Annotated in this window: 11 protein-coding genes; all 11 read left to right on the forward strand. The window is 37.2% G+C overall.

Going from position 1 to position 12,255, the window contains the following annotated elements:
* Nucleotides 1-383: 383 nt before the first annotated feature.
* The 11 genes from SLH51_RS10340 (at nucleotide 384) to SLH51_RS10390 (ending at nucleotide 12,122) form a co-directional block, all read left to right on the forward strand.
* Nucleotides 384-1,010, forward strand: coding sequence for an SGNH/GDSL hydrolase family protein (locus SLH51_RS10340; protein ID WP_335961187.1), 627 nt, complete (start codon nucleotides 384-386; stop codon nucleotides 1,008-1,010).
* Between the two features lie 51 nt (nucleotides 1,011-1,061).
* Nucleotides 1,062-2,153 (forward strand): Gfo/Idh/MocA family protein, encoded by a 1,092-nt coding sequence (locus SLH51_RS10345; RefSeq protein WP_335961188.1) that lies wholly within the window; start codon nucleotides 1,062-1,064, stop codon nucleotides 2,151-2,153.
* Between the two features lie 295 nt (nucleotides 2,154-2,448).
* Complete coding sequence (locus tag SLH51_RS10350; RefSeq protein WP_335961189.1) at nucleotides 2,449-3,432, forward strand: hydroxyacid dehydrogenase; 984 nt, start codon at nucleotides 2,449-2,451, stop codon at nucleotides 3,430-3,432.
* A 49-nt stretch (nucleotides 3,433-3,481) separates the two neighbouring features.
* On the forward strand, nucleotides 3,482-4,642 hold the full coding sequence (locus SLH51_RS10355; protein WP_335961190.1) for a DUF2264 domain-containing protein: 1,161 nt from the start codon (nucleotides 3,482-3,484) through the stop codon (nucleotides 4,640-4,642).
* Between the two features lie 311 nt (nucleotides 4,643-4,953).
* Entirely contained in the window at nucleotides 4,954-5,868 is a 915-nt protein-coding gene (locus tag SLH51_RS10360; protein ID WP_335961191.1) for a carbohydrate ABC transporter permease, read from the forward strand.
* An 18-nt stretch (nucleotides 5,869-5,886) separates the two neighbouring features.
* On the forward strand, nucleotides 5,887-6,729 hold the full coding sequence (locus SLH51_RS10365; RefSeq protein ID WP_335961192.1) for a carbohydrate ABC transporter permease: 843 nt from the start codon (nucleotides 5,887-5,889) through the stop codon (nucleotides 6,727-6,729).
* Nucleotides 6,730-6,787: 58 nt separating this feature from the next.
* Nucleotides 6,788-8,164: an ABC transporter substrate-binding protein gene (locus SLH51_RS10370; protein WP_335961193.1), complete on the forward strand. Its 1,377-nt coding sequence runs from the start codon at nucleotides 6,788-6,790 to the stop codon at nucleotides 8,162-8,164.
* 181 nt (nucleotides 8,165-8,345) lie between these two features.
* Nucleotides 8,346-9,245: an AraC family transcriptional regulator gene (locus SLH51_RS10375; protein WP_335961194.1), complete on the forward strand. Its 900-nt coding sequence runs from the start codon at nucleotides 8,346-8,348 to the stop codon at nucleotides 9,243-9,245.
* 85 nt (nucleotides 9,246-9,330) lie between these two features.
* Nucleotides 9,331-10,089 carry a sugar phosphate isomerase/epimerase family protein gene (locus tag SLH51_RS10380; protein ID WP_335961195.1) on the forward strand — a complete coding sequence of 253 codons (759 nt, stop codon included), beginning with the start codon at nucleotides 9,331-9,333 and terminating at the stop codon, nucleotides 10,087-10,089.
* A gap of 33 nt (nucleotides 10,090-10,122) precedes the next feature.
* Nucleotides 10,123-10,893: a sugar phosphate isomerase/epimerase family protein gene (locus SLH51_RS10385; protein ID WP_335961196.1), complete on the forward strand. Its 771-nt coding sequence runs from the start codon at nucleotides 10,123-10,125 to the stop codon at nucleotides 10,891-10,893.
* Nucleotides 10,894-10,964: 71 nt separating this feature from the next.
* The gene (locus SLH51_RS10390; protein WP_335961197.1) at nucleotides 10,965-12,122 is read left to right on the forward strand and encodes a Gfo/Idh/MocA family protein; all 1,158 of its coding nucleotides are present in this window, start codon (nucleotides 10,965-10,967) and stop codon (nucleotides 12,120-12,122) included.
* Nucleotides 12,123-12,255 lie beyond the last annotated feature (133 nt).

Below are 12,255 nucleotides of genomic sequence, written 5' to 3' on the forward strand. Positions count from 1 at the left end.
TGTGGCGGAATTGGCAGACGCGCTAGACTTAGGATCTAGTGTCTTATGACGTGGGGGTTCGACTCCCTTCACCCGCATTCATTTAAACATTGTAACAAGGCGCTTTCTACGTGAAGTGCCTTGTTACAATGTTTTTTTGTATAAATCCATTTAGAAATTAAATATGAATCTATGCTCAAATGTTCTATTAATATTATTGTATCGTTAAATTTCATTTGTAATTTCTATACTTAATAACTTACAATAATAATCATTAAGAGAGCAGGTTTATTCAATTCTCCTAATAAAAAGTTTAACAAGTTCATTTATTGAGTCCAATTTGAGATGAGTAAGCCTATTAGACTAGGAAAGGAAACAATTTTTACCTAAAGGAGAGGATTCTATTGAGGTTTAATGAGGGCGAGAAAATTATTTTAATTGGTGATAGTATTACTGATTCAGGAAGAAGAGATGACCCAGAAAGAATTGGTAACGGGTATGTAAGGCTTATTAGAGATTATTATTTAATAACAGAACCGAAAATGCAATTTCAAATAATCAATCAGGGTATTGGGGGAGATAGGGTAATAGATTTAGAAAAAAGGTGGAAAGAAGATGTATTAAATCATAAACCTGACTGGGTCTCTATATCGATTGGGATCAATGATGTGTGGAGACAACTCGATCGTCCTGAAATTGATCAGGTGTATCCAGAAACATTTTTGGAAGCGTATACAAAATTGCTCTCAAGTCTAAAAGAAGAAACAAGTGCACAAGTGATTTTAATGGAACCAACAATTATTGAAGAAAGTATTGAATCTGCTGGAAATAAAATGCTTGCGCCATATGTAGATATTGTTAATCGTTTAGCGGATAAATATAATGCTATCTTAGTGCCAACACATCAAGAGTTTAAGGAATACTTACAGAATAATCCTAGTAACAATTTAACAACTGATGGGGTTCATATGAATTTAATTGGGGATATGCTAATGGCTCGAACTTGGATAAAGGCATTACAAGAAAGGTAGTTTCCTTTTGCCACAAACAAGTAGTCATATTTTAAAAAGGAGGAAAGAACCATGTCAAGACCTGCATCATTCAGTATTATTGGAGGAGCGGGGTTCCGAGCCCAATATTACTTGAGAATAGCTCAAGCATTACCTGAGGAGTTCAATATTAGTGGCATGGTTGTAAGAGATGAGAGTAAGGCAAATGCTATTGAACAGAAATGGAATATAGCTACATATAGAGATATAATTCAACTATTGAAAAGTGAAAGACCTGATTTTGTTGTTGTCGCTACTAGTGGTTCGGCCATTCCCGAGTATTTAATTCAATTGGCGGAGTTAGGAATTCCAGCTTTGGTCGAGACTCCACCGGCTCAGACAGTAGAAGACCTTTTGGACCTTTACAATAAAATTAGTCAGCTAGAATCCAAGGTACAGGTTGCTGAGCAATATCAATATCATCCATTGCATGCTGCGCGATTAGCGGTTATAAAATCAGGCAGGTTAGGTACTATTACACAAGCTACAGTTTCAATTTCTCATATGTACCATGGTGTAAGTTTAATAAGGAAGTTACTCGATGTTGGATTTGAAGAAACTATAATAAAAGCGATGAGATTTGAATCGCCCGTAGTTGCAGGTCCTAATCGTAATGGTCTCCCTAATAAAGAAGAAGTCATTAGAACCGAACGTGACATTGCTTGGCTTGAATTTGATGGGAAATTAGGAATATATAATTTTACAAAAGATCAGCATCGATCATGGATTCGCTCCAATCATTTATCAGTAAGAGGAGAAAGAGGGGAAATATTCGACCATCGGCTTGATGTCCTGCTAGACTTTAAAACTCCACTTCATCTGGAATTCAAACGAATAAACAAAGGGGAAGAGGAGAATCAAGAAGGACATTATCTTGAAGGAATTATGGCTGGTGAGAGTTGGGTTTATCGTAATCGTTTTACTCCTGCTAGACTTTATGATGATGAAATAGCAATCGCATCCTGTTTAGAAAAAATGATAGAGTATATATCCGGAGGGGCTAGCTTTTATAATTTAGCCGAAGCATCACAGGATCAATATTTGGGATTAATGATTGAACAAGCAATTCGAACTGGAAAAACAGTAAAGACTGTTCGGCAGCCTTGGGCAGATGTTAATTCTTGATTATCAATCTTCAATCTACTAGAACTGAATCAATCAGTCTTTAATAACAAAAAATCAGAATTGTATTGTTAATAATTTTTTTTGAGATTCAACGTAAAACCAACATACTTTTGACATGATGAAACAGGCAGAGGAGATAAAAATTCTTCTGCCTTCAGGTGCTTGTATTTCAAATTGAATAATAAATTTATAAATGTTGAAGAGTTAAGTTTGTTTTATGGAGTTTTTAATAGTATTAAATGATCAGGTAACAATTCAAAAACATGCCTGAAATTATTTTTGAAAGGGGATAAAAATGCTCAAGGGATTGTTTATTTTAGATGATTTTCAGTTGATATATAGGAATGTCCATCAACAAATAAGGCAGTATGTTGACATTTATGCCGAACCGCAAACGAAAGAGTCAATAGAAAAAAATCCAACGTTGTTAGAGGAAGCAGATGTTATGTTTTCAGGATGGGGATGTCCTATGTTGGACAAACGATTCCTAGCAGAAGCAAAAAATTTGAAAGCTGTTTTTTATGGGGCAGGCTCAATTAAACATATTGTGACAGATGCTTTTTGGGAACGTGGAATTCAAATTACAAGTGCATACGCAGCTAATGCTGTACCTGTTGTTGAGTTTACATTGGCACAAATTTTGTTCTCATTAAAAAGAGGTTGGTATTATGTGATGAAAACAAAGCTTGATTGTGAATTTCCAGAAAAAGAAGAGGTTCCAGGTACCTATGGTTCTACTATTGGAATTGTGTCCCTTGGTATGATTGGAAAGAAAGTTTGTCAAATTTTAAAACAGTTTGATGTACACGTTATTGCTTATGATCCATACGTTTCAAAAGGAGAAGCAAAAGCATTAGGTGTTGAACTTTGCTCGTTACAAGACGTATTTCGAAATTCTGATGTCATCTCATTGCATGCTCCTTGGCTTAAAGAAACGGAAGGACTTATTAACGGTCCACTTATTGCTAGCATGAGGGCTAATGCCACATTAATTAATACTTCAAGAGGAGCAGTAATGAATGAACATGATCTAATAAATGTATTACAAATGCGTCCGGATATTTATGCAGTTTTAGATGTTACACATCCGGAGCCACCTATTGAAGGGTCTGTGCTTTATACGTTAGACAATGTGATTCTCACCCCTCATATAGCTGGCTCGTTATCAAGAGAGTGTTATCGAATGGGTGAATTTATGCTTGAAGAGTTAAAGCTGTATATGGACAAAAAGCCACTGCAGTGGGAAATAACCAAAGAACAATCCATAATAATGGGGTAAAATGGAACGTGCTATCTTCACTTAATACAAATGGAAAGGACTTATCTCTATGAATAATAACGTTGTTATAGAAGCATTTGAGGATCGTCGCTATTGGATTGAAACAATGCTAAAGATTGCTGATCCGGTACTCGATGCCCTTTCAAAAGAACACTTAAAACAAGTAATGCCAGTCGAAGGAGGGATGGAAGATAGAAATAGGTATAGCCATTTAGAGGCGTTTGCAAGATTAAGCTGTGGAATGGCACCTTGGATTGAGCATGGACCAACGACTGGTTGGGAGGGGTTATTAAGAAAGGAATATGCTAATTTAGTTCGAAGGGGAATGGAAGTAGGAACAAATCCAGCATCACCTGATTATATGAATTTTACAGCAGGAGCCCAACCAATTGTAGATACTGCTTTTTTAGCTCACGCCATTGTACGTGCCCCAAATGAACTGTTTAACGACTTAGCTCCTGATGGACAACGTAATGTAATCACAGCATTAAAATCAACACGAACAAGAAAGCCTCCTTTCAATAATTGGCTTTTATTTTCAGCGATGATTGAAACGGCTTTATTTTTAATAGGAGAAGAATGGGACCTGATGAGGGTAGATTATGCGTTAAGACAGCATGAACAATGGTACGTCGGTGATGGAATTTATGGAGATGGCCCATCTTTTCATATGGATTATTATAATAGCTATGTAATTCAGCCAATGCTTGTAGACATTATTGATCATCTAGCTGACCAATCACCAGATTGGAAGCAGATGAAAGAAAAAATTCATACTCGAGCTAGAAGGTATGCTGTTATTCAAGAGAGGAGTATCTCACCTGAAGGGACATTTCCTGTCGTCGGAAGGTCAATCGCTTATCGATTTGGAGCTTTTCAACATTTAGCGCAAATGGCACTACAACACAGGCTTGATAAAAGTCTGCACCCTGCACAAGTTCGTTGTGCATTAACAGCTGTGATTCGCCGAATTATGGAACCACACGAGACATTTGATGAAAAAGGCTGGTTACGTATTGGTCTGTATGGTTATCAACCTGAATTAGGAGAAAGTTATATTTCTACAGGTAGTTTATATTTGTGTGCAACAGTATTTCTTCCACTTGGTCTACCAGCGAGTGATTCATTTTGGCAGGGCGAACAAGAGTGGACGATGAAAAAAGTATGGTCTGGTAAAAAAGTTGCAATTGACTCAGCCATAGACGTGTGAAAAGAGCAACGAGAGTTAATTTTTCTCCTAAAGAACGCAATGACGAACAAACGTCTATTTTTTACTTTAGATATAATAAGAGTATCTTAATTAGGAGGGGTAAGAAAGCTACGATAAGTTAACAGTACCTCGTTAAAGCGGGTCTGGGACTTATTTAAGAAAGGCAAGAAACGATCAAAAAAATGAAAGCGATTGCATTTTGTGAACTGCTATGATGCGTTTCAAAGTTCTCTTAACTCTAGTTGTTGTTCTACTTTAGTTAACGGTAGACGGTTCTAAAATGACAAACACTGAAAAGAAAGGAGATTAACATGAGCGACATTCGTACGGAAACTAACCCTAATGTAGCTTTGCAACTGAATAAAAAGTCAAAAAACAATAATGTTTGGTACATCTTTTTACTTCCTACATTTTTAGGGATTCTATTATTTATGGCCTATCCTATTTTTGAGTCTCTCAGATTAAGCTTTTATAAGTCAAATGGAATGATTGAAACATTTACAGGGCTTGATAACTTTCGAAGAGTGCTAACTTCCGGACCTTTTTGGAATTCAGTATGGAATACTTTTTATATTGGTATTTTCCAAATAATTATAACGATTCCACTTGGCTTTATCTTTGCCTCCTTAATAAATACGGTATCTAGAGGGAAGAACTTTTTCAAAGTTATTTACTTTTTACCTAACGTAACATCTATAGTGGCAGCGGCAATGATCTTTGCCTTTGTTCTTCATCCTGATATGGGGGTTGTGAATTACTTTCTTGCTCAGGTAGGCCTACCCACTCCAATGTGGTTGTCTGATCCATCAACTTCTAAGTGGGCGGTAATATTACTAGCTGTCTGGCATTGGATTGGCTTTGTTATTATTATCTTCATTGCGAATTTACAATCCATTTCAACAGAAATGTATGAGGCAGCAAAAATTGACGGAGCATCAGGATTTCAACAGTGGCTCTACATTACAATCCCGTGCATGAAAGGCACATTTGCTTTCTTACTTGTTACTGGATGGATTGGTGCTTTGCAACGATTCAATGAAATTTATGTCTTGGGTGGACCTAACGGTAGTCCAGCGCGCTCGATTCAAACGATGGGAGCTTTTATCTACGAGCGAGGATTTACAGGCTTTGAATTCGGTATAGCTTCAGCGGCGACATATATTATGTTCATGATTATTCTACTGTTTACTTTTATTAATTTGAAATTGTCCAAAATCAAATTATAACTAGGAAGGAGGGAGAAGATGACAAATAAACAGTCAGAGCGTTTAATAGATGTAATTAAATTTATTGTCTTACTTATTTTTGGGATTCTACTTATGAGTCCATTTATTTGGATGATCAGTGTTGGGTTTGATAGAACTGCTAATATAGCAATGCCATTTCCTCCAAGGTTAATTCCAGAAAATATATCAAACTTTAACTATGGAATTATATTTGAAAATGGGAGAGTGTTTAAAGCCTACCTAAACTCAGGCATTGTCACAACAAGCTCAGTAACATTAAGTGTTTGTGCAGCCCTTTTAGGCGGATACGCATTTTCCAAAGGGAATTTTAAAGGGAAAAAGATTTTGTTTATTATGGTTTTATGCACATTAATGATCCCAATAGAACCACGTTTAATTCCATTATATAAACTCTTTAACAGTGTCGGCTTGCTAAATACGTTTTGGCCATTAATTCTACCTTCAATCGTAAGTGGTTTTTTAATCTTTCTTTGTAAGCAGTTCTTTGATCAGTTGCCTGATACATTGCGCGAAGCAGCGCAAATTGATGGTGCTGGTGAATTTAAAATTTTCTTTAAAATTTACTTTCCGTTAGCGGGTCCTATTGCAGCAACGATGGTGATTTTATCATTTATCTGGAGCTGGAATGACCTTATGTGGCCATTGGTCGTTTTAAGCAATCAAGAATTACACACGATCCCTCTTTATCTAGCAAGTTTCTCCTTAGAGAACGGTACTAGTTTAGGTGGATTAACGATGGCGCTAGCGACGGTTAGTATTTTACCAATAGTAGTCGTGTATCTGTTTTTACAACGATACATTATTCAAAGTATCGCACTTAGTGGTGTAAAGGGGGAATAAGTTGAGTGTTGTAAGTTTAGGTAAATCACGATTTCTACTAAAAAAAGGGGAGTGCAAAATGGTTAGCAGAAAAAAATGGAGTTATGCAGCATTTGTATGTTTGTTCCTTGTCATGATTGCTCTTGTCGGTTGTAGTTCATCAGGTAGTTCAACAGAAAATAGTGGAGACACTTCAGACGGAGATTCAACATTTGACGGTCAAACAGTTAAAGTCCAATTAATCGGAGATTTCAATATGGATGATGCAACAGATCCGATTACAGGTGCTACTAATAAAGGACTAAAAGTAGTAAAGGAAGAGTTTGAAAGGTTGCACCCAGGTGCGAAAGTGGAGTTCATTATTATGCCTTGGGAAGGCTATGTAGAAAAAACACAAGCAATGTTGACTTCAGGAGAAGCAGATGTGTATCAAATGCCAGGGGTTGCAGATTTTGCTCCTCAAGGGGTATTGGAACCATTACAGACCTATATCGATGGGGATGATGATTTCAGTCTTGATGTTTTTATTGACAACCAAGTAGAGGGTTGGAAAGCTTTAGGTCCAGATGATGAAGAATTACAAATATATGGACTTCCATTTTTAGGGGATGCTCGTTTTATCACGTATGATAAGCAGCTATTTGATGAATGGGGGGTAGAATATTTATCAGATTACCCAACGATGGAAGAAGTTATGGAAAAAGCGAAGCAAATGACAGGTACAAACCCTGTATCAGGTGAACAAAACTATGGAATTTGGTTCCGTGGTGACTGGTCTTCAGCCTTTACGTTAGTGAACCTTGCTGAAGGGCAGAATGGAAGTTGGGGAGAAGGATTTGCTTGGGATGAAGTGAAATTTAGTTTTGACTCTCCAGAAATGTTAAAAGGTCTAGAGTGGTTGCTTGAAATGAAAGATTATGCACCTAATGGTATTGTTAGTAACCAAGGAAATGAAGCGTGGTTAACAGAACAGAATAATAATGCGATTATGTTGAATCAAGGACCTGGTGATTTAGTAAAGCAAGCCTATGCACAAGGATTAGAAGATCGAATTGGAATTGCGCAAGAATTTAAAAATGCAGAAGGTCAAGGTGGTTTGTTTGCAGGTAGTCCGATTACGATTGCAAAAAATAGTAAAGTGAAAGATTTGGCATGGGAATGGATTAAATTTGCAACAAGTGATTATGTTCAAGAATATCTCTTCGAAGAAAGAGGTTTAATACCTTCTGTTAAATCTGCATTAGAATTTGATAGTGTAAAAGAAACAGAACAGTTGATGGGACCAATTTTTGAAGCATTGAGTACACCAATGACTCCACGTTATCCGTGGGGGTCATCACAGCCTAGATTTATCTTAACTTCAGAAGTGGAGGCTGCTTTAACTGGACAAAGAACAGCTGAAGAAGCTCTAGACCGTGCTCAGAAGGAAAGTACGGATTGGGTAGAAAGTAGATAAAAACAAATGGGAAGAAGGAGGTTCCTCCTTCTTCTTTCATTTGTGAGGGCAACTTTTTCAATACCTATTTCAAAAAAGATTAATGAAAATGCAGGAAAATTACTATGAAGGTTTAATGTTATTAGGATAGTGAGTTGAATTGTTAGGGGGACAATAAATTACTTATCGGGGTGAGATAGAGATGAAAGAGAGAATCAATGTGGTTTATCGGAAAGCGGATAAGCAATGGTCAGAAAGCGACTTTGATTACCATTCACACGACAAGTTTGAAATTTATTATTTTCATGGGGGGGATTGCAAATACTTAATTGGGGATAGAATCTATCAGTTACAGCCGGATGATATTATCATTATGAATGGTCTGACTTTACACCGTGCAAATCCAGAAAAAACAGAGCCTTATGAGCGAAGTATTATTGAATTTTCTCAAGAATGGATAAGGCCTATTGTAAACAGCCTACAAGTCCCGGATTTATTAATCCCTTTTTATAAGCTAAGCAATTCTTTGTTACGGAATGTTGATAAGAATATTCTTATAGAAATTCAAGAATTAATTAAACAAATTTCTTTACAAGTTTCACAACAATCTAAATTGGAAACGAATATGAACTCTATTAATTCCCGAATGGTAAATGGCAAAGTTTCAACATTGTTTGTACAACTATTATTTAAGATTTATGAATTAAGCCAATCCAAACTTTCTCAAGTCCCGCTATATGAATCTGAAAAAGAATTCCATGTCGAACGTGTAATCAATTGGATTGATGAATATTTTACTACCGATATTTCATTGAGTAACTTGGCAGATAACTTAAATATTAGTAAATATTATATGTCGAGGATATTTAAGGAAGTAACTGGTTTTACGATTATGCAATACTTAATGAGTTGTCGGATGAATCGAGCCAAATATTTACTTGAAATGTACCCGAATAAAACCGTATTAGACGTGGCAATTGAATCAGGTTTTGAGAGTCCATCTCACTTTAGTCGTTTTTTCAGGCAACAAGTTAAGATGACTCCAACGGAATATCGCAAACGAAATAATTGCGCAATGTCAGTCAAATCTAACGAGAAATAAAGCAACCCCTCATAAGAACAAGCGCTTCCAATCATCTAAACTTATAATTGGAAGCGCTTTTATACTAGGTGAAGGGGAGTATAATATGAAAAGTAAATTTGCTGCACAATTATACACAGTTAGGAATGAGTTAAAAAAGGACTATCCAGCTGTTTTTCGGGAGTTAAAGGAAATGGGCTGGGCAGGGGTGCAACTATCAGCTCTACCTGAAGGCTATGATCCTCATGAAATTGCAGCTTTACTAAAAGAAACGAGCCTTGGGACAGCGGGCATTCACATTAGTTTAGAGCGTTTAGAACGAGAGCTAGACAGTGTGCTAGAAGAAGTTCATCTCTATAATACACGGGATATTATTTGTCCAAATCTACCTAAGGAATATCAATCAGTAGAAGGGTATCAGCATGTACGTGAAACCCTCAACAATATTGCTGATAAAGCGAAAGGATTTCGTATTAGTTATCATAATCATGCATTTGAATTTGAGACTGATATCAACGGACAGTCTGCGCTGCGATATTTACTTGAGCCAACCCATGAAAATATGGTTTTAGCAGAAGTTGATGTTTATTGGGTGAAAAAAGGGGGGCAAGACCCATTACAATTTATTCAGCCGTATAGAGGACGTATGCCAATCATCCATTTGAAAGATATGACAGCAGATGAACACCAAACCTTTGCGGAAGTAGGTACTGGTCTTATCGATTTTGAGCCTATTCTTAGATGGGGAGAGCAGTCTGGTGTTGAGTGGTATGCTGTCGAACAAGATCAGTGTTCCGGAAATCCGATGGATAGTTTGCAGATCAGCTTAAACAATTTAAATAAACTCGCCACGCAACTGGTATAAGGTATTGAAATAACAAAATGAGGAAGTGAGTATATGAGATTAGGTTGTTGTGCAAGTATTGATCAAGCAAATGTCGTTCATGCTGCAGGTTTTGATTTTATTGAATGTACGGTCGTATCACTTATTCCAGAAAGAAGTGAAGAGGATTTTGCAGAGGTTTTAAAGAAGTATCAAGAAAGTCCTATTCCCGTTGAAGTATGTAATGTATTTCTCCCAGGTGATCTTAAAGTGGTCGGTGAAAGTGTTGACCTAGGAAGAATCAATCGATACTTAAAAACATCCTTAGCACGAGTGAAACAAATTGGAGCAGATACGATTGTTTTTGGCAGCGGAGGAGCAAGGACGATCCCAGAAGGTTTTTCAAGAGAGAAGGCAGAAGAACAAATCTTTACTTTTTTAGATCTCGCAGCTGACTATGCCGAACCACTGGGCCTGACAATTGTCATTGAACCGTTAAACACAAAAGAGAGTAATATTCTTAATAGTGTTCCAGAAGCGGTAGAGTTTGCTAGAAAAATTAATCGAAAGTCAATTCAGGTGCTGGCTGATTTCTATCATATGGATGAAGAAAAGGAACCGTTAACTAATATTGTTACAATGAAAGAGTATGTGAAACACATACATGTAGCTGATACAGGGCGTTTGGCACCAGGATCAGGTCAATATCCTTATCAAGATTTTACAGATTGTTTAATGCGAGCAAACTACAATGGACGTGTCTCAATCGAATGTGGTTGGCATGATTTTGAAGATGAAGCAGCTCGTGCAAGAGAATATCTCGAGAGTTGTTTCAGTATTAGGTAGTTTTTCAGTTGAAAAGTATGAGAATTTATTCTAAGAGGTTAGAAAACTTTAATCAAGGAGGAACATTCATAATGAATAACGTAAGGATTGGAATTATTGGTATTGGCACAATGGGGTCGGCTCATGCAAAGTATTTATACGAGAGTGAAGTTAAAGGGGCTGAGTTAACGGCTGTATTAGAGGTGCAAGAAGAAAAGATCAACTGGGTTAAAGAGAATTTGCAAGAGGTTGAAATCTTTACGGATGAAAATTCCTTTTTTAAGTCTGATCAAATTGATGCTGTACTGATTGCAACCCCTCATTATGACCACCCAAGATTGGCAGTAAAAGCGTTTGAATACGGAAAACATGTATTATGCGAAAAGCCAGCGGGTGTTTATTCGAAACAAGTGCGTGAAATGAATGAAGCTGCTGAGTCAAACGACTTAGTATTTTCGATGATGTACAACCAACGAACGAATCCACTTTATCAGAAATTACGCGATCTCATTCAATCAGGTGAATTAGGTGAAATCAAACGTATCAACTGGATTATAACGAATTGGTACCGCTCACAAAGCTATTATGATTCAGGTGGTTGGAGAGCAACTTGGGAAGGAGAAGGGGGGGGAGTATTGATAAATCAATGTCCACATCAACTTGATTTATGGCAATGGTTGACTGGAATGATGCCAAGTCGCATACGTGCATTTTGTTACTTTGGAAAACACCGTAACATTGAAGTAGAAGATGATGTAACTGCTTTTGCGGAATATGACAATGGTGCAACAGGTGTATTTATCACAACAACAGGAGAGGCTCCAGGAACGAATCGTCTTGAAATTGCAGGGGATCGTGGGAAAATAGTTGTGGAAGATGGGAAGTTAACGTTTTGGAGACTACGGATGCCAGAGCCTGAATTTAACAAAGAGTACAAGGGGGGATTTGGAAGTCCTGAATGCTGGAAATGTGATATTCCAATTGATGGTGTGGAGACAGGACACAAAGGAATCACACAAAACTTTGTCGACGCGATCTTAACAGGAAGTCCATTATTAGCACCAGGTACAGAAGGAATTAACGGACTACTCCTTTCGAACGCTATGCAATTATCGACATGGAAAGATGACTGGGTGTCATTCCCTCTTGCTGAAGACGAGTATTATGAGCAATTACAAGAAAAGATCAATACATCAACAGCTAAAAAAGAAACAAAGAGCATCACATTAAATGTTCATGGATCTCATTAAAGAGTATGTGCAAACAGGGCATTTTGTCCTTTTTGTACATACCCGGAAGCAATGAGCGAAGCTGCTGCAAGCATTTAATCTCACTATGAGCAGTTTTCTCATAGTGGGAGAGCAGTTGAGCCATCGCACATCC

It is taken from the genome of Halalkalibacter kiskunsagensis (assembly GCF_037027555.1).
GTDB classification, from domain to species: Bacteria; Bacillota; Bacilli; order Bacillales; family Bacillaceae_D; genus Halalkalibacter; species Halalkalibacter kiskunsagensis.

Excerpts from the sequence above, each read along its gene's own strand:
- SLH51_RS10345 (WP_335961188.1), top strand. The coding sequence starts at position 1,062 with ATGTCAAGACCTGCATCATTCAGTATTATTGGAGGAGCGGGGTTCCGA.
- SLH51_RS10350 (WP_335961189.1), top strand. The coding sequence starts at position 2,449 with ATGCTCAAGGGATTGTTTATTTTAGATGATTTTCAGTTGATATATAGG.
- SLH51_RS10355 (WP_335961190.1), top strand. The coding sequence starts at position 3,482 with ATGAATAATAACGTTGTTATAGAAGCATTTGAGGATCGTCGCTATTGG.
- SLH51_RS10360 (WP_335961191.1), top strand. The coding sequence starts at position 4,954 with ATGAGCGACATTCGTACGGAAACTAACCCTAATGTAGCTTTGCAACTG.
- SLH51_RS10365 (WP_335961192.1), top strand. The coding sequence starts at position 5,887 with ATGACAAATAAACAGTCAGAGCGTTTAATAGATGTAATTAAATTTATT.
- SLH51_RS10370 (WP_335961193.1), top strand. The coding sequence starts at position 6,788 with ATGGTTAGCAGAAAAAAATGGAGTTATGCAGCATTTGTATGTTTGTTC.
- SLH51_RS10375 (WP_335961194.1), top strand. The coding sequence starts at position 8,346 with ATGAAAGAGAGAATCAATGTGGTTTATCGGAAAGCGGATAAGCAATGG.
- SLH51_RS10380 (WP_335961195.1), top strand. The coding sequence starts at position 9,331 with ATGAAAAGTAAATTTGCTGCACAATTATACACAGTTAGGAATGAGTTA.
- SLH51_RS10385 (WP_335961196.1), top strand. The coding sequence starts at position 10,123 with ATGAGATTAGGTTGTTGTGCAAGTATTGATCAAGCAAATGTCGTTCAT.
- SLH51_RS10390 (WP_335961197.1), top strand. The coding sequence starts at position 10,965 with ATGAATAACGTAAGGATTGGAATTATTGGTATTGGCACAATGGGGTCG.